The organism is Nostoc sp. DSM 114159 (assembly GCF_053470285.1).
In genome coordinates, this window is sequence record NZ_JBPFEH010000001.1 from 5754094 (window position 1) to 5780272 (window position 26179).

14 protein-coding genes are annotated in these 26179 nt (G+C 43.1%); 7 read left to right on the forward strand and 7 right to left on the reverse strand.

Features of this window, described 5'->3' with window-relative positions; translation table 11 throughout:
* Positions 1–102: 102 nt before the first annotated feature.
* Positions 103–2814 (forward strand): PAS domain-containing sensor histidine kinase, encoded by a 2712-nt coding sequence (locus ACR5KR_RS24105; protein ID WP_448270309.1) that lies wholly within the window; start codon positions 103–105, stop codon positions 2812–2814.
* Between the two features lie 228 nt (positions 2815–3042).
* Here ACR5KR_RS24105 and bioD read toward each other — a convergent pair whose 3' ends face one another.
* Positions 3043–3738 carry a dethiobiotin synthase gene (bioD, locus tag ACR5KR_RS24110; protein WP_448268275.1) on the reverse strand — a complete coding sequence of 232 codons (696 nt, stop codon included), beginning with the start codon at positions 3736–3738 and terminating at the stop codon, positions 3043–3045.
* On the reverse strand, positions 3738–5486 hold the full coding sequence (locus ACR5KR_RS24115) for a protein kinase domain-containing protein (RefSeq protein ID WP_448268276.1): 1749 nt from the start codon (positions 5484–5486) through the stop codon (positions 3738–3740). Before ACR5KR_RS24115 ends, bioD begins: the two co-directional genes overlap by 1 nt.
* Positions 5487–6887: 1401 nt before the next feature.
* On the opposite strand from ACR5KR_RS24115, the gene ACR5KR_RS24120 reads away from it, so the two are divergent.
* The gene (locus ACR5KR_RS24120) at positions 6888–7904 is read left to right on the forward strand and encodes a ribose-phosphate pyrophosphokinase (protein ID WP_445630140.1); all 1017 of its coding nucleotides are present in this window, start codon (positions 6888–6890) and stop codon (positions 7902–7904) included.
* A gap of 321 nt (positions 7905–8225) precedes the next feature.
* Here ACR5KR_RS24120 and ACR5KR_RS24125 read toward each other — a convergent pair whose 3' ends face one another.
* From ACR5KR_RS24125 to ACR5KR_RS24145, 5 genes are all read right to left on the reverse strand, one after another.
* Positions 8226–11846 carry a response regulator gene (locus tag ACR5KR_RS24125; protein ID WP_448268277.1) on the reverse strand — a complete coding sequence of 1207 codons (3621 nt, stop codon included), beginning with the start codon at positions 11844–11846 and terminating at the stop codon, positions 8226–8228.
* Positions 11847–12536: 690 nt separating this feature from the next.
* On the reverse strand, positions 12537–13445 hold the full coding sequence (locus tag ACR5KR_RS24130; protein ID WP_448268278.1) for a hypothetical protein: 909 nt from the start codon (positions 13443–13445) through the stop codon (positions 12537–12539).
* 68 nt (positions 13446–13513) lie between these two features.
* Positions 13514–13792 carry a GlsB/YeaQ/YmgE family stress response membrane protein gene (locus ACR5KR_RS24135; RefSeq protein WP_289796500.1) on the reverse strand — a complete coding sequence of 93 codons (279 nt, stop codon included), beginning with the start codon at positions 13790–13792 and terminating at the stop codon, positions 13514–13516.
* A 494-nt stretch (positions 13793–14286) separates the two neighbouring features.
* Positions 14287–15147 (reverse strand): 16S rRNA (cytidine(1402)-2'-O)-methyltransferase, encoded by an 861-nt coding sequence (gene rsmI / locus ACR5KR_RS24140; RefSeq protein WP_448268279.1) that lies wholly within the window; start codon positions 15145–15147, stop codon positions 14287–14289.
* 237 nt (positions 15148–15384) lie between these two features.
* A complete protein-coding gene (locus ACR5KR_RS24145) occupies positions 15385–17325 on the reverse strand; it encodes a heavy metal translocating P-type ATPase (protein ID WP_448268280.1) in 1941 nt (646 codons plus the stop codon).
* 199 nt (positions 17326–17524) lie between these two features.
* On the opposite strand from ACR5KR_RS24145, the gene ACR5KR_RS24150 reads away from it, so the two are divergent.
* From ACR5KR_RS24150 to ACR5KR_RS24170, 5 genes are all read left to right on the forward strand, one after another.
* On the forward strand, positions 17525–17662 hold the full coding sequence (locus ACR5KR_RS24150) for a hypothetical protein (protein ID WP_448268281.1): 138 nt from the start codon (positions 17525–17527) through the stop codon (positions 17660–17662).
* A 133-nt stretch (positions 17663–17795) separates the two neighbouring features.
* Positions 17796–18902: a precorrin-8X methylmutase gene (locus ACR5KR_RS24155; protein ID WP_448268282.1), complete on the forward strand. Its 1107-nt coding sequence runs from the start codon at positions 17796–17798 to the stop codon at positions 18900–18902.
* A 493-nt stretch (positions 18903–19395) separates the two neighbouring features.
* Positions 19396–23349 (forward strand): DUF4912 domain-containing protein, encoded by a 3954-nt coding sequence (locus tag ACR5KR_RS24160; protein ID WP_448268283.1) that lies wholly within the window; start codon positions 19396–19398, stop codon positions 23347–23349.
* A gap of 267 nt (positions 23350–23616) precedes the next feature.
* Positions 23617–23850, forward strand: a complete 234-nt coding sequence (locus tag ACR5KR_RS24165) for a hypothetical protein (protein WP_445630133.1) — start codon at positions 23617–23619, stop codon at positions 23848–23850.
* A gap of 65 nt (positions 23851–23915) precedes the next feature.
* On the forward strand, positions 23916–25946 hold the full coding sequence (locus tag ACR5KR_RS24170; RefSeq protein ID WP_448268284.1) for an FAD-dependent oxidoreductase: 2031 nt from the start codon (positions 23916–23918) through the stop codon (positions 25944–25946).
* The last annotated feature ends 233 nt before the right edge of the window (positions 25947–26179 follow it).

Here is a 26179-nt window from a genome sequence, read left to right on the forward strand (position 1 = left end):
ATGCTGCTATCGCCCTTGGAAGAAGACTCGCTATCGGCGTCACATTTTCTAGCTGATTTTGGGAATAATCCTTTAGCTAGCTGCATAAAAGGAGAAGCCACATTGAGAGGAACACGTTCTCTTCTAGCGCCTTATGTTGTGGCACTATTGGCTGTTGGTAGCGTATTGCTATTAACACTATTGCTACAGCCACTACTCAAACCAAGTATTTTTCTGCTATTTTTTGCTGCCGTAGCGGTTAGTGCCAGGTATGGCGGTATGGAAGCAGGGTTACTGGCTACTGCTTTGTCTACTTTAGCCGTCAGCTACTTTTTCTTAGAACCAGTGTTTTCGCTCTTGGTTGCAAGTCTAGACAACATACTGCGCTTAGGCTTGTTTGTGCTGGTAACAACAATTATTAACTTGCTGAACCTAGAATTACGCACTGCCAAACAACATCTTCAAACGAGTTTGCAGAAACTACAGGTGAGCGAAGCCAGATTTAAAAGGTTGGTAGAGTCCAACATTATTGGGGTAATTGTAGCCAATATGGACGGGGCGATGCCTACGGCGGTCACTGAGCTTTGTCGAAGTGCGGGCTACACCTACGCAGAAGCTAATGATGCTTTTTTACGAATGGTAGGTTATTCTCAGGAGGATTTGCTAGCAGGACGAGTCAGATGGCACGACATGATCCCACCAGAATATATTGAAACTAACAACAGTGCAATCGCAGAACTCACAACTAAAGGCGTGTGTCAGCCTTTTGAGAACGAATATATCCGCAAAGATAAGAGCCGCGTTCCTATTCTGTTAGATTCTGCTTTGTTAGAAAATAACCAAAATGATATTATTTCTTTTGTGATTGATATAAGCAAACGCAAACAAGCAGAACTTGCCCTTTCCAAAAGCGAAGAACGCTACCGCACTTTTTTGGAGCAGAGTTCAGAAGGTATTTGGTGCATCGAACTGGAAGTACCAATTTCAATAGATTGTCCAGAAGATGAACAAATTCAACATTTTTACCAATATGTTTACTTGGCAGAATGCAACAATGTTATGGCACAGATGTATGGCTGTTCTCGTGCCGAAGAAATCATCGGTGTCAGATTAGGAGACTTTCTTGTTGCCTCCGATCCACATAATATTGCATACCTGCGTAACTTTATCCGTTCTAACTACCGACTAATTGATGCCGAGTCCCATGAAATAGATAAGCAAGGTAATTCCAAATATTTTTTGAATAATCTAGTGGGAATTGTCGAAAATGGATTTTTAGTGAGAGCGTGGGGAACTCAACGCGACATCACAGAACGCAAACGAGCGGAAGCAGCACTCCGTCAACGAGAAGATGAACTGCGCCTAATTACTAATGCTGTGCCCGTCAAGATTTCTTATGTTGATAGCGAGCAGCGTTATCGCTTTAATAATAAAGAATATGAAGACTGGTATGAGCTTCCTGCTTCCGAAATTTCTGGTAAACATATTAGAGAAATTTTGGGAGAGTCGGTTTATCAGTCTATTCTTCCTTATGTAGAAGCAGTACTTTCAGGAGAGCAAGTAACTTACGAAACCCAATTACCCAATAAAGATGGCACAAACCGTTACGTGAATGTCACTTACATTCCCCAGTTCAGTCAAGAGGGGAAAGTTGCAGGATTTGTTGCCCTGGTCACAGATATTACACTTCACAAGTTAGCAGAAGCAGCTCTCAAACAAAGCGAGAAACGGTTAAAAACACTTACCGAAAAAGTCCGCGTGATTCCTTGGGAGGTAAATGCCAATACTGGGAATTTTACTTACGTAGGGCCACAAACTGTTGAGATTCTAGGCTATCCATTGTCAGACTGGTACACCGATAATTTCTGGGAAAAAAATATGCATCCAGAAGATCGGAAGTGGGCTATTGAGTATTGCCAAGAATCTTCTCTATCACTAAATAATTACGAATTTGAATACAGAATGTTGGCTGCTGATGGCAGAGTTGTCTGGCTATATGACATTGTAAATGTAGTGCGGGATGAAAATGGGCCGCAGCTACTGCATGGATTCATGATTGATATTAGCGATCGCAAGCAAGCAGAGCAAGAACGCGAAGAACTACTTAAACGCGAACAAGCAGCACGCGCCGATGCCGAAACTGCAAACCGAATGAAGGATGAGTTTCTCGCCACACTCTCCCACGAACTCCGTACACCCCTCAATGCTATACTCGGCTGGACACAGCTACTTAGAACTCGCAACTTCGATCGAGCTACTACTGGCCGGGCACTAGAGACAATTGAACGTAATACTAGATCCCTGACACAACTAATTGAAGATGTTCTCGATGTATCACGAATTATTAGAGGCACACTCCATTTAAGGAGGGAGCGGGTTGAACTTGTATCGCTTGTAGAGGCGGCAATTGATACTGTGTATCCAGCAGCCCAGGCTAAAGAGATTAGTATCAAATGTAAATTCGACCCGAAAGTGGAGATAGTTGTGGGCGATGCCAACCGCTTGCAACAGGTTGTGTGGAATTTGCTCTCTAACGCCGTCAAGTTTACACCCAAGGGCGGCAGAGTTGATGTGCAATTAGAGTGCATTGAATCTTACGTGCAAATTCGGGTGAGTGATACGGGAGCGGGAATTGCTGCCGAATTCCTACCCCATGTATTTGAACGCTTTCGTCAAGCTGACAGTTCCAGCACGCGATCGCATGGCGGACTAGGATTAGGGTTAGCGATCGTCCGTCACTTGGTAGAATTACACGGTGGTACAGTGTTAGCCCAAAGTTCAGGAATTGGACAGGGGGCGACATTCATTGTCAGTCTGTCAATGAAAGCTATTTAGGAGGCAGGAGGCAGGAGGCAGGGGGCAGGGGGCAGGGGGCAGGGGGCAGGGGGCAGGGGGCAGGGGGCAGGGAGCAGGGGGCAGGAGGCAGAAGTTCTAAAATGTTTGAATTTTGAATACTTCGGCTACGCTCAGTACAAGTTTTGAATTTTGAATTGATTTCTCCTGTTCTATCTGGCTTTCTTAATTTTGAATTTTGTTAGCGCAGCGTTAGCGAGTCTGCGAGCGTCATTTTGAATTTTGAATTGGTATTAGTGTTTCCCAATCTAAATCTGATGCTATTTGAGCAAGTTTATCTAAATCAGTCAGGTTATCTAGATAGGGTAAGCAGCCTAAAACTGGCGTGTTAGTGAGTGATTGAATCAATTGAGATGGTGTCCAATCGGCTATTTCTGCATCTGTTCGTCTTTGTACGCAGTTCAAAACAATGCCTTTGAGATTGACGCGCGATTGTCTAGCTAATGCTACATTCGCTACTGCTTGAGCGATCGCACCCAATCTCACTGGTACTACCAATACCGTTGGTAAATGCCATTCCCCCGCTAAATCAGCTACCGTTAATTCTTCAGTTATTGGCGAACCTAGACCTCCCAAGGCTTCTATAAGTACAAAATCACGCTGCGATCGCAACTTAGACAAAGCTTGCCACACAAGTGCTAAATCTACTTGGCGATTTTCCCGTGCTGCTGCTATGGGCGGAGCCAGAGGTGCTTGAAAGTATAAAGGTGTAATTTCTTCAGCAGATTGTTCTAGCACGAATAGCTTTTGATACCACTCGCGATCGCCAATCCCCGATTGAATTGGTTTCATAATTCCCCAGCGACGCTGCGGGTAATATTTTTGCCAATAAGCTGCTAACGCTGTTGTTAAAACAGTTTTACCAGCTTCCGTATCAGTTCCAGTAATCAGTAGTGTGTTTAACATTAATTTCTTTGGCCAGAAAATGGTTGTGTTCCATCAGTCGGCGGCAAAGTCGGCGCTTCAGTAATGGTCGGAATTGGCAAGGGTGTTTCTGTGGGAAGTGGCAAAGGTGTCTCTGTGGGAAGTGGCAAAGGTGTTTCTGTGGGAATTGGCAAAGGTGTTTCTGTGGGAATTGGCAAAGGTGTTTCTGTGGGAATTGGCAAGAGTGTCTCTGTCGGTGTTGGTTTGACTGGTTTTTCTAATGCAACATTGAGATTGTAATTGCTTTCGGCAACTCCTGAAAGCAGAGTTAACTCAATAGTATATCTACCAGTAACCAATAATGTGCCTTGATAAAATGTGACTTGTTGGGCAGTACTATCAACTGGTTGTCCATTGGGGCTTAAGACTGTTAGCAGAATGTTGCTTTCTGGGTCAATAAACGTGTTTAATTTAGTACCTTCTCGCCCAAAAAAGCTGTACTGGATGATTTGATTTGCTTTGAGAGTACCTTCAACCTTGATTGGGTTAGATGCTGTAAGGTTGAGGCGCTTAGTAGATACAACAGGTGGCTCGTTAGTAGGTGTGGGTGTCGGTATCGGTGTCGGTGTTAGTGTCAGTGTCGGTGTCGGTGTGAATGTAGTACCACCAGAAATTACTGGTGAAGGGAAATTTTGTGGAAGCGTCTCGTCTGATGTTTTTGACTGACTGCGGATGGAACTGACTAGTGCCCAAGAACCAAATCCTGCTACGATCGTGACAACAATGGCAATTGCGGCGATCGCTAATGGATTATCCAAAATTGAGTTTGTGGGACTTGGTGGAATTACAGGAGCGGGTTTCTTGGGCGAAGTTGCTGGTGCTACTAAGTCAGGACGGCGACTAACTGCCATTGTCTGCAAGTTAGACACATTTACATTCGGAGGACTGACTTCGTGTAAAGGTTGTAGTGCTTGAGATACACTAGTAGCACTTTGATAGCGATCGCTCGGTATATGATTCAACATTCGATTCAACACCATAGCAAATCGCGGGTTCACTTTTACCCACCGCTGCCAATTCCAAGTTAGTTGGTTTTGATCGAATAGATCCTTTGGTTCTTTACCAGTCAGCAAAACAATCGCGCTTACCGCTAATGCATATAAATCACTACTAGGATAGGCTCCTCCTGTTTGCATTTGTTCGCTGGGAGAGTAGCCTAATTTTCCTACGGTGGTTTTTGGCAGGGGATTATTTGGCGATTGTAAACGCGTTGCCAGTTCTTTCACCACCCCAAAGTCAATTAACACAGGTTTCGCATCACTATCTCGCAAAATAATGTTTTCTGGCGAAATATCCCGGTGAATAATTCCTCGACTGTGAATATGCTCTAAAACGGGTAACAACAACTCTATCAGCTGCAATACTTCAGCCTCTGTGAAAGTTTTACCCACAGCTTGACGTTCAGCCAGCAGAGTGCGGTACGTCTGACCTGCAACGTAGTCCTCCACCAAAAATAAGCGTTGGTCTTGCTCAAATCTTTCCCGAAATTTCGGCACTTGTGGGTGTTCGATTTGATATAAAATGGCAGCTTCTCGGTGAAAAAGCTCTTGTGCCCTCTCCCAATCCAAAGCCGACCTTGCTGTTGAATTCAATTCTTTGATCGCGCAAAGTTCGTTAAAGCGCCTCTGGTCTTCTGCCAGATAGGTTCTACCAAATCCTCCTTGTCCGAGAATTTGAATTATGCGGTAACGGTTTTGCAAGACAGTGCCAACTGTAATCGGTGGTTGCATGATCGGTTGATTGAGTGTAGTAGCAACTGAGGAGGAAGTCACCCACAAAGATTAAGTCCAAGAGGCGACGGACAGTTACCTGCGGCAATATTCTACTATACTCAACAAGTAGACTCTACCAGAGGAAGGTTGTTTCCTACTGTATAACTCCTCAATTCAATTTCTCTGCCTGGGAAAACGATAAATTTTGAAATATTCAAAATTAACTTGAGAATCGAAGTTATACAAATCACTCATCTCTTTTTCAATCAATCCTGTAGAAAAAGAAAAAATTGCAATCGGCTAACTGTGCTAGTGTCAGCCAAGCTTCTGCACAATAAAATAGGTAGCAAGCGTCTTTATAAAGAATAGTGTTATCTCACTCAATAATGATTTCTTTAGCACTACAAATCTTGATTTTGTCAATTATTATTTGAGCTATAAGACTCGTATTTGATTGCGTGAAAACAACTCAGTACACATTTATTCCTTCTTCCCTATTCCCTATTCCCTGTTCCCTATGAATCGCAGGGCAGAGGCAGTTCTCGCTGCACCTAAGTAGAGCGATCGCAACCACTCAAAAATCAGGTATACCCTCAAGTAGAATTTTTCCTCAGCAATAATACGGTCACTCACTAGTTCAGATGTGATTGGTAGTTTCTACTTGACAGAATGTTCGCAGACAAATTCAATAGACTTCTTGGCATTTGTAGGGAAAAGGGTAAGGGGGAAAGGGAAAAGGAATAAAAAAACCTTTCCCCTTTGACCTTTCCCCTTTGACCGCAAGAGTGCAAAAGTTACTTTTGCAAGAGGTCTAATATCGATATTGAACAATTTTTCTATATTCAACTACCAACTTTTAAGTAAAAATATTTACAATAACCTATTTAAATAATATTACTATCATTAAGTAATATTAAGTATCAAAAAAATATCTTTATTTAATCTTTATCTAAAAACTTGCTAGTGCGTGGATAAATTTTGTCCACTGCCAGCTTTTTCTAGGCTTTACAATAATTGTCACTTTTGTCAATGCGTAGATTATAGAGTAATAAGCTACTCTTTGACTACTTAGTGACAAGTGCTATACTGTGTGAGAACAAACTTTTTAATATCACTAAAGTTGTCAATGCTTTACTGTCAGCTATCAATGAGGTAATTATAAAAACTTAGCACACCAATAATGTTTAAGCAATTAGGCTTATTTACCTCAACTAAAAAATTGAACTATAGAGCTAGTGCATGGACTTGATGTCAGTTAAGCTATGAATAGCTTGTTTGCCAAGAAGACTAGATAAGTAGCGAATAATAATTTTATGCAAAAATGTTTAAATTTTGTATGGAAGCTTCAACAAAACTTACAGATGTTTTTTTAGGCTATTTCTTGGTTAAATCTATTAAATCCCTAATGATAATATTACTATGAATGCACATAGAGGATCTGCTGTGCTCAGTTCTGCAACTTTCAAAGTGCAACCATCTGCAACAGGACTGAACGATAATCATCGCCTGCGGCTGTTTTCTGGCTCTGCCAATTTACAACTGTCTCAAGAAGTCGCTCGTTATCTGGGCATGGACTTGGGACCAATGATTCGCAAAAGATTTGCGGATGGAGAACTTTACGTTCAAATCCAAGAATCCATTCGGGGTTGTGATGTCTATTTAATCCAGCCATGTTGTCAACCTGTAAACGATAATTTGATGGAATTATTGATTATGGTTGATGCTTGTCGTCGAGCTTCTGCGCGACAGGTAACGGCAGTAATTCCCTACTATGGTTATGCTCGTGCCGATCGCAAAACGGCAGGACGAGAGTCAATAACCGCCAAACTGGTTGCTAACTTGATCGTGGAAGCAGGTGCCAACCGCGTTCTCGCAATGGATTTACACTCGGCTCAGATTCAAGGCTATTTTGACATCCCCTTTGACCATGTTTACGGTTCACCAGTATTGCTAGATTATCTAGCCAGCAAACAACTCCCCGATCTGGTGGTTGTTTCTCCCGATGTTGGTGGTGTAGCACGAGCTAGGGCATTTGCAAAAAAACTGGATGATGCTCCACTGGCGATTATTGACAAACGTCGTCAGGCACATAATGTCGCAGAAGTGTTAAATGTTATCGGTGATGTTAAAGGCAAAACGGCAGTGTTAGTGGATGACATGATCGACACTGGGGGAACGATCGCAGAAGGAGCGCGATTACTGCGTGAAGAAGGAGCGCGTCAGGTATATGCCTGTGCAACTCATGCAGTATTCTCTCCACCAGCGATGGAGCGGTTGTCTAGTGGCTTGTTTGAGGAAGTTATTGTTACCAATACCATTCCCATACCAGAAAACAATCGTTTTCCACAACTAGTGGTGCTGTCAGTAGCTAATCTGTTGGGAGAAACTATCTGGCGGATTCATGAAGATACTTCAGTTAGTAGTATGTTCCGCTAACTACATTCCCGTTATAGGGATAAATTACCCACATTGACTCCTTGATTGGGTGCAGTGTGGGTTTTTGCTTTTAATTATTATGCCAACACTAATAGATGGATTCACACTAAATCAGACACATCAAGGCAATTCCCAATCCAAAACCGTTCGACTGAGCGCAGCCGAAGTCTAAAATCCAAAACTTGTACTGAGCGAAGTCGAAGTATCTAAAATCCAAAATGATATAACGTCCCTTGTGGGCTAAACCCCTAATCGCTGCACAAGAGCTGTAACGGGGATTGGCTCTGCATGGGAACGAGAGACTCCCTACTCTCTACTTGCTTACCGATACAGCCAAACCCTCAGTAGTGAAAGCAGTTGCTCGGTATCTACAGGTTTGGTGATATAGTCAGAGGCTCCAGCTTCGATGCATTTTTCTTTGTCACCTGGCATGGCTTTAGCAGTTAAAGCAATGATTGGTAGTGAGCGAAACTGTTGTTGTTGGCGGATGGCACGGGTGGTTTCGTAACCATCCATTTCCGGCATCATGATATCCATCAATACTATATTAATCTCAGGATTAGCTTGCAGTCTTTCTATGCCATCTCTGCCATTTTCGGCAAATAGCACTTGCATTTGATAGCTTTCTAAAAAGCTGGTCAGGGCAAAAATATTTCTGAGATCATCATCTACAATCAAAATTTTCCGATTAGCCAGCACCGGGTCAGTTTGATGTAGTTGCTCTAGTATTTGCCGCTTTGGTGTGGGCAAATTTGCTTGCACCCGATGCAAAAACAGGGCAGTTTCGTCTAACAACCGCTCTGGCGATCGCACATTTTTAATAATAATTGTTTCTGCTAGTCCCCGCAGCTGGGTTTCTTCTTGTCGGCTGAGTTCTTTACCTGTGTAAACAATTATCGGCAGTTTCAAAAGCTTGGGTTCAAGTTTTATCTGCTCAATTAGGGCAAACCCGCTCATATCGGGCAGACCAAGATCGAGTACCATACAATCAAAGTGATGCGATCGCAAAATCGAGAGAGCTTCTGCTCCTGTACCCACTGCTGTACTCTGGACATCGCCGTTACCAATCAGTTCGATAATACTTTGGGCTTGTACGGGGTCATCTTCTACAATTAAAAGATTTTTTACCTGACGCTCAATAAAGCCTTTAATCTCAGTCAATACCTGAGTTAGCGCTTCTGGAGACACGGGTTTTTGTAGATAGGTAATTGCTCCAAGCTGTAATCCCCGTTGTTGTCTTTCATCAACAGAAAGTATGTGTACTGGTATATGTCTGGTATCTGGTTTATGTTTTAGACGATCCAGCACCGTCCAACCATCCATCTCTGGCATGTGGATATCTAGCATAATTGCATTGGGTTTAAACTGTTCTGCTAGTGCTAGACCTTGTTTGCTTTGCAAAGCAACAATAGTTTTAAAACCCTGCTGACGTGCCATATCTAGTAAGATGCGGGCGAATTTATCGTCATCTTCGATAATTAGCAAAATGCGATCGCCTGGTTGAATTATTTCTCGGTCATCTGGAATATCGTGGGGTAAGCTGGGAAGTACTTTCACTGATGGAGAGATGTCTACAGTGGGTCTGTTTTCCACCATTGGCAGTTCTTTTATGGTCGATGCTGTGAGCATCGGGGTGGTTGGCTCAAGGGGTGGTGTGGTGATATTTTGACTATTCTTTTTCTGTTGTTTGGGCAAGTAAAGGGTGAAGGTGCTTCCCTGTCCTGGCTGGCTGAGTAGTTCAATTCTCCCTCCCAACAGTTGAGCTAATTCACGGCTAATGGACAAGCCCAAGCCAGTCCCGCCGTACTTGCGGCTAGTTGTGCCATCTGCTTGCTGAAATGCCTCGAAAATAATCTTCTGCTTTTCGGGTGGAATGCCTATGCCCGTGTCGCTGACGGCAAAAGCGATCGTGGAATTATCTACTTGGAATATTTGTAACTTTACGCTTCCCTGTTCTGTAAATTTAAAGGCGTTAGCTAAGAGATTTTTCAGCACTTGTTGCAGACGTTTGGAGTCGTTATAAATTGTCGGGGGTAACTTCTTATCCCGTTCAATAGTAAAACTGAGTTCTTTATTGTGGGCAACTTGCCGGAAAGTCTGCTCTAAAGATGTTTCCAAATCTGCAAGAGCAATTTGCTCAATATCGAGCGACATAGTACCCGACTCAATTTTGGCCAAATCGAGGATGTCATTGATTAATTCCAGCAAGTCAGTTCCAGCCGAGTAAATAGTCCGGCTGTACTCTATTTGTTTGTCGGTCAAATTGTTAAGCGAGTTATCTGCCAGTAGCCTTGCTAAAATTAATAAGCTATTTAATGGTGTCCGCAGTTCGTGGGACATATTCGCCAGAAATTCTGACTTATATTTGGAAGATAAGGCCAGTTGTGCAGCTTTTTCTTCCAAAGACTTTCTCGCTCGCTCGACTTCCTGGTTCTTGCGGGCCACTTCCCGATTTTGAACTTCTAACAATTCTGCTTTTTCTTCTAGCTCCTCATTTAGTTGTTGCAATTCTTCGTTAGATTGCTTGACAAGAAATTGTGATTCTTCTAACTCGTGCGCCTGTTGTTCTAGGCGTTGATTGCTTTGCTGTAGTTCTTCTTGCTGGCTTTGCAGTTCTTCTGTTAAAGCAACAGACTCTTCAAGTAGTTGCTGTGTTTGCAATTGTGAGGCGATGTTATTTAAAAATACACCTAGATTTTCACTCAATTGCTCTAAAAATGTTAGGTGCAACTGGTTAAAAGGCCCAAAAGAGGCAAGTTCAATTACAGCATTTACCTGCCCCTCAAATAGTATGGGCAAGACAATAATATTTAATGGTGGGGCTTCTCCTAAGCCGGAAGTGATGCGGATATAATCACTGGGAACTTCTGTGAGCAGGATTCTTTGTTTTTCTAGGGCGCATTGTCCCACTAATCCCTCACCCAAACGAAACTGATTTGCTAGGTTTTTTCGCTCTTTATAAGCATAACCACTCAGCAACTTCAGTATAGGCTGGTCGTTTATGGAGTCCATCACATAAAAAACGCCCTGTGATGCCCCAACTAGCGGTGCTAAATTCGACAATATCAGACTAGACACGCTTTCGGGATTTCGCTGCCCTTGGAGCATCTGAGTAAATTCAGCTAAGTTAGATTTGAGCCAGTTTTGCTCCTCATTTTTTTGAGTGGTGTTTCGCAGATTAACGATCATCTGGTTAAAGGTGCGCGTCAACACGCCAATTTCATCTTGGCGATCGCTATCTGGTAAACTTACCGATAAATCCCCATCTGCCATTGTTTCTGCCAAATCAGAAACTTGCTTCAGAGGTACTGAAATATGTCTGGTCAAGGTGAAGCCAATCAAAGCTAAGAGCAAAGAAAAGAAGGGAATACTATAGACAATGCTGGCGAGCGTTTGCCGACCGGCTGCTTGTGCCTTCTCAGAACGCTGTTTGAGCAGTGCATTCTCTTCATTTTTCATCGCCTGGATAACTTTCTGGATATTATCCATCAGTTGCTTACCCTGGTCTGTCAGAACAGCTTTTTGAGAAGCTTCTAAGCCTTGGCTTTGCCGTAGCTCTATGACATCTTTCATCACAGCCATTCTTTGGGTTAGTAGTGGCTGCAAAATATCAAGCCGATTTTGTTGGTTGGGATTATCTGCTGTTAACCTTTGAAGTTCCCTAACTTTTTGATTCAGTACTTGAATGGCAGCGTCATAAGGTTCTAAATAGCGCTGTTCTCCAGTAATAATGTAACCGCGTTGCCCAGTCTCAGCATTTGTCAGTTGCAAGTTGAGGTCTTCAAGCTGACTTAACACCTCGTAAGTATGGCTTTCTTTGCGCGAAGTTTCAATTAGCTCATTGGTGCTTTGGTAGGAGATTAAACCAATGGTGGTCAGAGTTGCCAAACTCAAGGCAAAACTTACTCCAATCTTGGGTCCAATCTTCAAACGGTTTAACATTACTCCACGCAGGTATTCAAATTATTTCTGTTTTTGAGACTATTTAATTATGTTTTGGCTATGCAAAATCAATGGGGGATATTTAGTTTCTCTAGGATATACCTAATTTTTTGCACGCCAACTATTATCATTTGTATCCTAATTTTTTACAAATGTAACGGTACTTAAATAATTATATATCTAAATACTATATTTTTATTTAAGATTTTGACAAGAAATCATTCAGTAGCATAACTTCTTTTAAAAGAAGCAACTACTTGATTATGCTTTTGATTGAATATTGCCGGGGATAAGTAAAATTTTTTGCTCAGATTCTAAATTTCACATTAGCTAAAAAAAGGTATTTTAAAGTTTATATAATAATGGTTAAATAATTTTTAGATTAACAAAGAGGCTGGATAGTAAAATTAAACAGCCCAATCAGGAAAATTAAATTAATTAAAACATAATTTATCTAGACATTAGATATAGTGCATTTTGCGGTTAGATATAACATCTATGCCATTGTACATCAATCTACCCAACCATAACCTTAGCGATCGCCAGCAGCATTCATTCCCCAGGAAAGTCAAGATTTTAAAAGACAACCTATACCCATAGAAGTAGATAATTTATAGTACAAAAGTATTGTTAGGAATATGCACAATCATGGCGTGTTGAAAAATATGTTGATATTAACTTGACATTTAACTAGAAGTTGTTAATCACTTGGCGATCGCTTCTAGCTGCATCAAGCTCGGATTGACTATAAATACTAAAATGTTGAACCTTGTTACTCTCTAAAATGGCTCTTGCACCTGCCACATAGATATCAGTGCCTTTTAGTACTAATAAGTAATGACCAAGAGTCAGATGATGATCGTAATATTTAGTTAGCTCATCAGAAATTCCTAAAGTAGTATATTTATCTTGGGAACTGCTGATATTGACCCCAGAGATATCACCCAGATTGCTTGTATTTTTAACAACTATTGAAATTTGACTCATGGGGAAGTCGGCGGTTTTCAATTCAGTAACCGCTGCTTGTGCGTCTTGATGTCGGTAAAAAATACCGAGTGCATATTTGTAGCGATTATTTGGGGTCGAGTATGGCTCAAAGACTCCCCATTGTTGAACATCGCGGCGATTAAAAATCCTCTTGGCAAGACGAAGTTCTATGTCTATACCGGTTACTATTACCAAATAGTAACCTTTACAGACAAGATCGCTATAACCCTGTGCTTGCCTTTCAGAAATTCCTAAACTTAAGAACAAACTAGATAAACCACCTGCTAAAGTGGTAGCGATCGCTGTTACTTCCGCTCCGGCTAAGATGACTGGGCCTATACCAGGAATTACCAAGAGGACTATATCGACTGATAAAGCAGCAATATTTCCTAAAGAATCACTAGCAACGGCTCCAGCAGCATCTTTTAAGGATGTATTGCCAGTGTTTTCGATGATTTCAACACCAGCAATATCACTTTCTTCTGTATTCCGTGCAATAACAGAAACTTTGTCCATTGGAAAATTAGAAGCTTTTAGTTCCTGAAGTACCAATTGTGCATCGGAATACCCAGCGAAAACTCCTATAGTTCTTCGCTCTTTCTCTAATGTCATTTTCTCGGTTTATTGCAGTTAGAAGTGATTCCCAAGATTGTTACCTCAATTTGAGGTATTTGAGGTAATTACACAGCGCGACGAGTCAGTAAACCCCAAAGGAAAATTAGTATCATTGCACCAATAACAGCAAATAAAATACTTCCCAGAGATAAAGCTCCTACAGATGCAGCTGCTGCCGAACTACTTCCTAGTAATACTTGACCCAAATAACCACCGAATACGGCCCCAAGGATTCCTAATATAATGGTAGAGATAATACCGCCACCTTGGGTTCCAGGATAAAATAACTTAGCTAACGCACCTGCGATTAAACCCAAAACCAACCAAGCAATAATGTTAGTCATTGAATTTCTCCTTCACTAAAAATCTGCTTTATTTGCATTTGACTATTTCATATTAAAGTTTGCTTCTAAAATTTTCGATCTATCTAAAGAACTAATATCAGAAATCTTTAGATATCATTTGAATATTCGCCAAGTCACCTTTGAGGATGAATATACAAATTCGTCACATTCTGTACATTAAACTATTTGTATAGCAGTCCTATTTAACATCATACAAGATGTAGATCGGGAAGCTAACCGCATTCTAGATGAGACACGAGGTGTAGCTTGCTTCCCTGTATGGGTAAGCGTAGGACTTCTTACAGAAGTGGGTTAAAGGGTAACGGTATGGAATTTTCCCTTACCTTTAACATGCACCCCAACCAAAAAGCAAAAGTTACTTTTCAAGATGTCTGTAGTATTTCGTAGAGAAAGACAGAAAAGGAAAAAAAAACAAAGAAATATAGACATTTCACATCTAGATTTTTGATTTTCAAAAAAGCGATATCAGCCGTTCAAGGTTCAGGACTGGAGACTATAGAAAGAGCTAGTTGATATAGTTGGCGACGGGGAAGGGAAGTAAATTTTGCTAACTGACGGCTAGCTTGCGATCGCGATATCCCTTGACTAATTAACTGTTTCAATTCGGCTTTCAGTTCTGCTTCTGTCAGTTGGGGCTGACTGGCTGGAATTCCCGCTACTACTAATGTATATTCACCTTGGGGTTCTCGTTGAGTGTAGTAAGCGATCGCTTCGGCAATGGTCCCTCGCCAAAATTCCTCATACAATTTAGTTAACTCCCGTCCTAGCACAATTTGGCGATCGCTTCCCCAAATAAGAGCTAAGTCTTGTAAAGTATCTCGCAAACGGTGCGGCGATTCATAGAAAATCAAGGTGCGAGATTCTGTTTGCAGAGATTCTAAATGTTCTTGTCTCTGTTGGGTTTTCGCTGGGAGAAAGCCTTCAAAGACAAACCGATCTGTTGGTAATCCAGCTGCACTCAAAGCGGTAATTGCTGCACTAGCGCCAGGAATGGGAACTACAGGAATTCCCGCTTCAATAGAGGCTTTCACTAGTTCATATCCAGGATCGGAAATACCTGGCATCCCCGCATCACTCACCAGAGCGATCGCTTTATTATTAACTAAATGCTCTAATAATTCTGGAATACGGCTGGTACGATTGTGTTCGTGGTAACTCATTTGGGGTGTTTTAACTTGAAAATGCTGTAGCAGTTTCCCCGTATGACGCGTGTCTTCCGCAGCAATGATATCCACAGTTTGCAAAATTCGTACCGCCCGAAAGGTGATATCTTCCAGGTTGCCAATTGGTGTACCGACAACGTAAAGTGTTCCTGGTTTTGGATCGGTTTGCATGAGCAAGAGTTAGGAGTTAGGAGTTAGGGGTTACAAGTTAGGAGTTAGGAGGTCAAAATAATAATTTATGTTTAATACGAATTGAGTATTGATAACACTCCATACTCAAATTTTGGTTTTTTTGACCCGATGAGAGTTTCTAATTCATCAATTTTAGTGATTTCGGGTATTTATGGTTTTTTAAGACGCGATAAATCGCGTCTCTACTGGGTTTTGTTGCTTATCTTGCGGGCTATCTTATTTCAATAATCTTAGTCCACTGAGGGTAACTAATACTGTGGAACCTTCATGGCCAATGACGCCGATGGGTAGGTTAATATTTCCTAGAAAGTTGCCGACTAAAAGCAACATAATGAAACTCAACGCTACAACTATGTTTTGTTTTACTATGGCTTGCGATCGCCTACCCAAATGCATCGCTACAGCAATTTTTTCTAACCTGTCTGCCATTAGTACGATATCTGCGGTTTCTAATGCCACATCGCTACCAGATACTCCCATCGCTATACCTACAGATGCTTGCGCTAAAGCTGGTGCATCATTAATGCCATCGCCTACCATTGCCACAGTTTGATATTGTTGCTGTAAACGGCGGATAACATTCAGCTTATCCTCTGGTAAAAGTTGGGCATACACCCGATCGATTCCGACTGCTTTGGCGACACTGCGAGCAGTTTCTTCATTATCCCCGGTTAACATGACAATTTGTTCAACTCCCAGTTTCTTTAATCTGCTGATGGTTGCGGCTGCTTCGACTCTTACCCGATCTGCGATCGCAATTACACCTATCACCTCTGCCCTTCTGCTCCCCTGCGCCCCTGCTCCCCTTCCTTCCTGTGCTACCCAAACCACAGTTTTACCTTCTTGCTCCCAAAATTGAACGATTTCTCGCAATTCTTCAGGTAAATTTGTCACATACTGCTGTACAAAAACGGCATTACCCACAATCACTTGTTGTTCTTGAGCAATTCCGACAATTCCCTGTCCCGGTATAGCTTGTACTCGGATTGCAGCAACCCAATCTAAATCACCAGCCGCCTGTACAATTGCCTTACCGATGGGATGTTCGGAAGAGGATTCTACACTAGCAGCATTTTTTAATACATCATGTTGAGTGTATTCACTAACTGAAACTATTTGAAATATCTGCAACTGTCCTGTTGTGAGAGTACCAGTTTTATCAAATGCGATCGCTCGGACTTGGCCAATTTTCTCCAACTGTGCCCCATTCTTAAATAAAATCCCTTGTCTTGCACCATTGGCGATTCCTGAAAGCAGGGTGGGCATAATTGCGGCCATCAACGCACAGGGAGAAGCCACTACAAGGAAAGTAAGAGCGCGATAAATTGTTGTTTCCCAATCCCAACCCCAAAGAAATGGGGGTAAAGTTGCCAGTAATATCCCAGCTACTACAATGACTTTGGCATATCCTTTCTCAAAGCGATCGATAAACTCTTGGGAAGGTGGTGCTTGTGTTTGCGCTTGTTCTACCAAACGAATCACCCGCTGAATCAAGCTGCTTTGGGCTGGTTTGTGTACTTTAATCTGCAATGCACCATAGCCGTTGAGTGTACCAGCAAATACTTCTGCGCCCACTGTTTTTTCTACAGGTAAAGACTCGCCTGTAATTGCAGCTTGATTGAGGGTGCTGTAACCAGATAAAATTATCCCATCAGTCGGAATTAGCTCTCCAGGTTTAACAACAATTTCATCACCCACTTTTAGCTGACCGATCGGAATTTCCTCTTCTCTTCCCTGAAGCAAAACCCTTGCTGTATCTGGTGTCAAACTCATCAAACTCCTGATACTGCGCTCAGTTCGCTGCATGGCATAGCCTTCTAATGCGCCACTGATGGCAAAAATCAGAATCAAAATTGCCCCATCAATAATTAGATGATATTCTCTTCGCCATAAGCCAAGACTAGCAGCACCAATGGCGGCGACAATCATCAGCAAATCTACATCGAGTTCTTTTTCTTTGAAAAGGGTAGTTAATCCTTCCCGCGCACTTTCATAACCGCCAATTATATAAGCAGCGGGTAGCAACAGGAATGCCAATCCTAGCCAACCGAGATGCAAGGCGAACCATCCAAGAAATAACAATAAGCCACACAAAAGGGCGGCTATGGTATCTGTGTGTTCTTTGGTGAATTGGCCCAAACGTTGGGGGTAGAGCATGAGAGATGAATTTACAAGGACTCTCTTAGGCTAAACCTTGACATTAATGTTAATGTCAAGGTTTATAATGATTTTGAAACGCAAAGGGGCGCTGAGGGAAGCGCAAAGGTACGCAGAGTAAATCTTTATCTGTGTTTTTTGAGTGTTTTTCAAAAGCGGAAAGAAGGTAAATGCGACGATTTAACTGTTACGTTTAAAATTGCATTTAGGTTATTGGTTTGAGCGTCAAAGTAATCCACCTATACGAGTGAAAAAAATTAGTAATGAAGTTGCTGAAAATACTGGATTACCCATTTCAGAACTGATTGCACGGGGTTGGCTTTATGAATTGGCGTAGAGTAGAGATTGCAAGCCTTATGTAGAAAACTTGGTCAATCAGTGTTACCAAGGTTTAGATGAAAATGCGCCGCTGTCTCTTCAGGCGGCTTGTGGAGAATTACAAAGAATTTTGCCGTTATTAGAGTAAATTTATGAATGCTGGTTGCTTAACTATTAAAGAACTCACTGATGCAGTCGGTGGAGGTTTAACTCCGCGAATGGTGCGCCATTACCATCAATTGGGGCTGCTACCGCAACCAGTGCGATCGCGCAGCAATTACCGTCTCTACACCCAAAAAGATGTCCTCCGGTTGCAACGGATTGTCGCACTCAAACAGCAAGGGTTTCAGCTAAACCATATCCGCAATATTTTGGAGGTGGAACCAGAAGCCGATACAACGGCTAACCTAATGGGACAACTCCAGCAGCAATATCGCGCGGTGATGCAACAAATCTCCCAACTGCGACAAACAGCTTCAGCATTAGAAGGATTATTGGGACGCGATCGCCATTGTCAAATTATCCAGGCGGAAGTTTTGGCGCAACTGAAGTTACTTGATGTTGAAACTCAGGCTGGATTGGGGGGATTGGAAAATCTCTGGAGTGGCTTGGATGCTGAAATTCATACCCATTCAGAAGCTTTTACTGAATCGCTACAACGCTTACTACCCGATCTGTCTCACCGTTCGGAAATTGAACAGCACTTAATTTCTCAGTTGGTTTTGGCTTGTGGCGATGTCAGTTTGGTGTCCTTTGTGAAATTGAGTCGAGATGCGATCGCAGCTAGTCGAAAAGCTTTATCTGCAAGTTGTCAAATTGTTGTCGATACTCAAACGGTTGCTGCTACTTTAGATCAAACCCGATTGCTTCACTTAGGATGCCGCACTGAAACCTTGATTGATAACCCCCATATTACCACTGCCACTGAAGCAGAAGTTGCTTTTTGGCAACATCGAGAATGGCGAGAAAAATTGCTGCAAGTAAGTAATGGTTGTGTGCTGGTAGTTGGTTATGCTCCCTCAGTACTTCTCGAAACTTGTGAAGCGATTGCTAACCAAAAAATTCAGCCTGCATTAGTAATTGGAATGCCCATTGGCTTTAGTCATGCTCCCGCAGCCAAGCGACAACTGATGCAACAAGGGATACCTTTTATTACAGTTGAAGGGACTTTGGGAGGTGGCGCATTAGCTGCAACTGCCCTAAATGCTTTGGTGGAGTCACTAATAGATAAGCCAGATTGTCATTGTTATCTCAAATGAGTGCTGAACAATAAGTATTCATTTAAGACAGTCTCAGTGAAACGAGTTTCAAATGCCTTGCATGAAAATGTTCTAGGAACTAGGATTTTTACTCAACACTCAACACTCATAACTTATAACTCAGCACTCATAACTCATAACTCAGCACTCAGACTCCGCACTACTGAAAATAATATTGTTAAATAATATTGAATTTGCTACACTTTACCAGTTTTAGTAATTCAATAATTCATAATCGCGGTCATCAACTACTAACTTGCTATAAGTTGCAATATAACTTAGAAGAATTTATAGTAAACAGACTTTGACAATTAGAGTATAAATTATTATGCTATCCAAGCTAGAGCGAAGTATAAATCAGCATAAGTGCTTTGAAGTAATTAGAACTAAAGATAACTCAGATGTATAATTAGCCCGTCTCCTCCATTATCTTTATAAAGATCGCGATTTAGGACTGGCAGGCTTTCTATTTTTTACTTTAATTAAGGGGCTTATGTGGCAACAAGAAAAAAAAGATACTTCGATAGTCAGGCTGTTATTGTGGGTTGCCTTAGCTACAACCCCGATGGCAGCATCTCTGGTGGTATCAGCACCGATGCTGGCACAATCTACACCTGAAGCTACCTCGTCGCCACTGCCACAAACAGTGCAGAATGAACCGATAGTGAGGATTGACGGTTCCAGTAGCTTAAGTGCAATCAACCAAAGCCTGAAAGAAAGTTTTGAAAAACAGTTTATCGGTAAAAAGGTTGAAGTTGCTGCTAACGGCACTGAGAAAGCGCTGAAAGATTTGCTAGATGGCAAAATCGATATAGTCGCAATGGGGCGCGGGTTGACGCCAGCAGAAAAAGCTCAAGGACTAGAGCAAGTTCGTTTGCAGCGTGAGAAGATTGCGATCGTGGTTGGTGCAGAAAATCCTTTCAAAGGAAGCTTGACTAGTAAGCAATTTGCCCGGATTTTTCGGGGACAAATTACAAATTGGTCACAACTGGGAGGGCCTTCAGCCAAGATTCGATTCATCGATCGCCCGAACACCAGTGAAACTCGCAATACTTTTCGTACTTATCCAGCCTTCAAAACTGCTGAATTTGCTACAGGGGCTAATGCTACCCAAGTAAGTGACGATAATACCGCAGAAATCATCAAACAACTGGGCAAAGACGGCATCAGCTATGTATTAGCTAATCAGGTGTCGAAGTTGAAAGATGTGCGAGTTCTGCAATTACATCAAGCCTTGCCATCTGATGCGAGATATCCCTTCTCGCAACCTTTAGTTTACGTTTACAAAAAAGATCAGAGTTTAACCGCAGTAGATTTTCTTGGCTTTACCCTAGCACCCGCAGGACAGCAAGCTATAGAAAAAGGTAGAGCTGCCGAAGCCGAGGCGATCGCAGCCAGCGTCTTACAACCTGCTGTTGCAGCTTCTCCAGGTGTCCAAACAACACCAGCGCCTACGCCTTCCCCTAGTGCCACTAGTTCTGCATTTGGCGAACAGCCCTTTGTGGCTGCACCTACACAAAGCGCTCCAATTGTAAATAAAGAAACACCATTGTGGTTGCTGCTACCTGTCTTTTTTATAACTGTAGCTGCATCTCTACTAGTGTGGATTCTAAAAAAACGCCCATCGCCCACCGAGGAAACAGATAATTTACCAGAATCAAATCCTCATCCACCTAATGGAGAAACGGCGGCGCTCAATGCCAGCACAGTTTCCTCCCTGAATGGAACGACGCTGGAGGAGCAGGCAGTACCGCACTTTCAAGAGCAAGAAACCCCCGATCGCACTCCTTTCAACATTTACGCTCAAACACAATCCGATCTGAACCAAAATGTTACTCAGGAGACAGCAAATTTAGTCCAAGAGACAAGTAATGGTACTTCTAACCTCTATGAAGGCGCGACATCGAGCGTAGCGAATGGCTCAGAAAATAACAATTTGGGAGCCGCAGCTTTAGGTGGTGCAGCTATAGCCACAGGTATCGGGACGGCTACTTGGTCTACCTTTAATAACAAAGAAACAGAAACAGACGCCATTGATGAGACTGTCAATCACAGTAATTATACGGAGACATACACTCCTGAGTCTGATGAAATTGCATGGGATATAGAAGCTCCGGCGGCTGTAGTAAATACTTCATATCCTTATCCAGGTAACATTCCAGAAGAGTTGTCTGATGTAGAACTGCCTTCATCTGAGGTGACAGCCCCACTCCCAGAATTACCAGATGTGCCACAAGCATCATCTGATTTTGGCTACTGGGACACAGCAATTAGTGAAGATCGGGCAGAAGAGGAACTTCAGGCAGAATTGAACTGGCTAGAAAGTATCACCTCAACTGAGGATACAGCCTCAGTCGATGAATTGCCCTTAGCGGAATCTGACGAAACCACAGCCGATGTGGAAGCATCAGAGACAGATACATCTTCACTGCTCGATTTACCGGAATTTCCAGAAGATGTATTGAGTCAAGATGCATTGAATGTGGTAGCGGACGCAGCCGAACCCACTTTAAGTTTGCCAGAGTCAGAACTTCCTGCCGAGCCGACTGTTGGGGAAGCTAACTCCACAGATTTGGCCGCAGCCGCAGCTTTAGCAGCCGGCGCGGGAGTTGGCGCTTGGGCTAGCACTTTTGGAGCGGATGCTCCAAATGAGACGATTGCAGTTGATGCTGATGAAGAAAGTAGTATTGTGCTCACACCGCATACTTATACATCGGCTCATGTCTCTTGGGAGATTTCCCCAGCCAAGAAAGCAGAACTGTGGCAACAAGGCGGTACTCAATTGGCAGTGCGGCTGTATGATGTGACTGGCATTGATTTGAGTTATCAAACTCCGCAGCTGGTGAAGCAGTATGAATGTGCAGAGACAGCAGACGATCGCGTTGTAGAAATTCCCCAGACCGATCGCGATTACATTGCTGAAATTGGCTATATCGCTTATGGCGAACACTGGTTATTCATCGCCCGTTCTGCAATCGTTCGTATCTTCAGCCCTGTGAATCCAGATCCGATAGTTGATGATGTGGCAATCGCAGGCGAAACAGCTATTGGTTTGGTAGATACTCAAGAAGAAAGCAGTATTGTCCTCACACCAGATACAGATGGATCGGCTCATGTCGCTTGGAAGATTCCCGAAGCCAAAAAAGCAGCACTGCGGCAACAAGGCGGCTCTCAATTGATCGTGCGGCTGTATGATGTAACTGGCATTGACTTGAGTTATCAAACTCCGCAGCTGGTAAAGCTGTATGAATCTGAGGAAACAGAAAGCGAAGGATTGGTGGACATTCCCCTGAACGATCGCGACTACATAGCTGAAATTGGCTATCTCGCTGATGGCGATCGCTGGTTATTCATTGCCCGTTCTGCAATTGTTCGTGTCTTCGGCCCTGTGAATCCAGATCCCGTAGTTGATGATGTCGCAATTGCGGAGCAAGCGGAGCGAACAGATGTTGATTTGGTAGATGTCCAACAAGAGAGCAGTATTGTCCTCACACCCCGCACTTCCCAATGGGCTGAAGTCTCCTGGGAGATTTCCGAAGCTAAAAAAGCAGCACTGAGACAACAGGGCGGCTCTCAATTGGTAGTGCGACTGTATGATGTAACTGGCATTGATTTGAGTTATCAAACTCCGCAGTTTGTCCAGCAGTATGAATGTGAAGAGACAGCACACGATCGCTTTGTGGAAATTCCCATCAGCGATCGCGATTACATAGCTGAAATTGGCTATGTCGCTGATGGCGGTCGCTGGTTATTCATTGCCCGTTCTGCGATCGTTCGTGTCTTTAGTCCAGTGCCTACAGAGCCGACAACAGATTCCACTGTTGAAAATGTACCATTAGTCAGCGAAACCGCTGTTGGCTTGGCAAATGTAGAAGCAGAAACAGCCCCAGAAGAGAGCAGTATTGTCCTCACACCCCGCACTCCCAAATGGGCTTATGTCTCTTGGCACATCTCCAAAGCTCAGTCTGAAGCACTACGCCAACAGGGCGGTTCCCAATTAGCAGTGCGGCTCTATGATGTGACTGGCATTGACTTGAGCTATCAAAGTCCCCAACTTGTCCAGCAGTATGAATCTGAAGAAGTAGCACGCGATCGCTTTGTGGCAATTCCGGTGAGCGATCGCGATTACATGGTTGAAATTGGCTATATTGCTGATGGCGATCGTTGGTTACTCATCGCGCGTTCCGCTAACGTCCGGGTATTCAGTCGTCCCCACGGAGATTTTTGGTTTGTGGCTGATGCTGAGTTAATTATTCACGGAGCAACTCAACCAAATACCAACGTAAACATTGGCGGTCATGCCATCAAAATTAAATCCGATGGTACTTTCCACCTACGTCTCCCCTTTTCAGATGGTCTAATGGACTATCTGATCACGGTAGCTGCTGATGGGGAATCCACCAGAACTATCCATAAGAAGTTCTCTCAGGAAACTTCCGAAAGCTAACATTACCTTGAGTTATCCCCTCTAACCCGAATGGCACTAACAAAAGCCCTAAGGCTTGTGTCGTCTTGTTCCCAGCCTAGAGGCTGGGAATGTATCTAAAGTGGGCTTCTGCCTCTTGTCAAGCTACTGGAGGCGGAGCCTCACAGAATGGGTTAAGAGCCTCTAGGCTCTTAACCAGTTAGAGCAAGGGCTGTATCTTTTGTTAGTGCCATTCCTCTCTAGCCCAATTCTCCCTTTTTAGGGAGTGTAGGAAGGGGGGATTTTATTATGCCAACTTTTGTTTTTATCCCTGTTAGCAGAAGAGATTACAATGCGATTCAATTAAGGTTTTTTGATGAAAATTATAGATCGCAAAAATGTGATAAATCATCACAAAGACACGATTCATCGCGTATTGTAGAGACGGCGATTCATCGCGTCTGTATTGTCAAAACGGCGTCATCGCGTCTGTATGTCAAAACGGCGATTCATCGCGTCTTTTGCTCTGGAAAAATTTCTTGAGCTAGACATTTCCTAAATGCTAACGTCTACAAGGTGACACAGGATTTGGAGCGGTTTTTTTAACTATGAAACATAGACATAAAGTAGCTTTTAGCTTAACATCGCTGATCGGTCTTAATTTAATCTCTAGCTTAGTTGTATTTGATGAGGCGAACGCCGCACCACCGAGAACCCCAGATAAAAGTGTAAATTGCGAGATTTTAGTTGTGGGTGGTGGACTTTCTGGTGTAGCCACAGCTTATGAGGGGTTACTAGCAGGGCGAACAGTTTGTCTGACAGAAATTACAGACTGGCTGGGAGGACAAATTTCTGCTCAAGGGACATCTGCATTAGATGAACGCCCAACTCAACGAGCTTTAAAATTCTATTCTCGCGGTTATCTGGAATTGCGAAACCGCATTGGACGTAAATACGGTAAACTTAACCCCGGTGACTGCTGGGTAAGTGAATCGTGTTTTCTTCCCCGCGATGCTCACGCCATTTTAGCCCAGATGCTTAAAGATGCGGAGAAGCAGGGCAAAGGGAAATTGCAATGGTTTCCCAACACAGTAATTAAGGATTTGGAAATCGCTGCTGATGGCAAAATAATTAATAGTGCGATCGCAATTCAACATCAACCAGCAAAAGGCGCGCCACCTCTCAATACTTTTACGTTATCTCAAAGCATTGAAGATGCTTATCGCTACGAAGACTCGTCTCGGTTTACTAAAACGATTGTTCGTTTTATCCCCAAGCCAGTGAAAGAAGATGCTCCTAAATGGTATGTCGTAGACGCTAGCGAAACCGGAGAAATTATCGCCCTTGCTGATGTTCCTTACCGATTAGGTATTGATGCCCGTTCTTACCTAGAACCTTCTGCTTCCAGTGCTAATAATGACCCCTATTGTCCTCAAGGCTTTACCTACACCTTTGCAATGGAGGCCACCAAGGAACCGCAACCGCAGACAATGCCTGCATTTTATCCAGAATATGCGCCATATTTCAGCTATGAATTAACGCGACTGGCTAACTTTGATTTAGTTTTTACCTATCGTCGCATCTGGAGTCCAAATAAAGGGAAACCAGCAAAATTCGGTGGTGTCAGTTTTGATGCTCCTACACCAGGGGATATCTCAATGCAAAACTGGACTTGGGGTAACGACTACCGCCCCGGAACAGCCCAAGATAACTTAATTTATACCCGCCAACAATTACAAGCTACTGGACAGTTAGAACCAGGGGGTTGGATGGGAGGACTGCGGACAGAAACCCTCCGCAAGGCTGAGGAAAACGCTTTATCTTTTTATTACTGGTTGGTAGCAGGGACTACAGATTCTCAACTAGGGGATGGTGTCAAGCAGCCACAAACTAATAACCGCTTTGTTTCCGGTTTAAATTCCCCAATGGGGACAATACATGGTTTATCAAAATATCCTTATATGCGAGAAGGACGGCGCATCATCGGCCGCCCCAGTTGGGGGCAAGCTGAAGGCTTTAGTATTGGAGAAATTGATATTTCCCGCCGAGATTATAATGATGAGTATTACTCAAAGACTCTGCCAGCAGATATGTATCGTCGGCTACGAGCAGCAGTTGCAGGTTTAGAAGCAATATCAGTAATTGACGGTAAAGTTCCACCAGACAAAGCAATGCGACGGACTCGTTCTACCATTTTCCCCGATGCTGTGGGTATTGGTCACTACGCCATAGATTTCCATCCTTGCATGGTGAATAGTCCCCCAGAAGCCCCTGGAAACACAGAACGTCCCGGCGAAAGACGTGGTGCGGGTCAAGCTTATCCCTTCCAAATTGCTTTGAGGGCAATGATTCCCCAAAAAATTGATAATTTGCTCGTAGGTGGCAAAAGTATTGCTACTAGTCATATTGCTGCTGCTGCCTATCGCGTACACTCATTTGAATGGTCTGCTGGCGCAGCTGCGGGAACTATTGCTAGTTTTGCACTCAAAAATGCGATCGCACCTTACCAACTAGTTGATGATTTGCCTAAACAAGAGCCACAACTAGAAGCACTCAAACGGCTTTTGCAACAAAATGGCAACCCTACCGCCTTCCCAGATACATCTATTTTTAACGAAAACTGGGATAATTGGAAATAGATTGTCATTTGTCATTGGTCACTTGTACTGAGTTTCGACTGCGCGGTAATCGAGCGAAGTCGAGATTCAACTACCGCGTAGTCGAAGTATTGGTCATTGGTCATATCAAGTCCGGTTAATCACTTATGATTACCGAATCTGTGCAAAATCCCAAAAACCTCTTCTCCCAGCAAGAACTGCGGTATAAATGATAAGTCCTTAGCCGGACACAATATCATTGGTCATTGATTAAA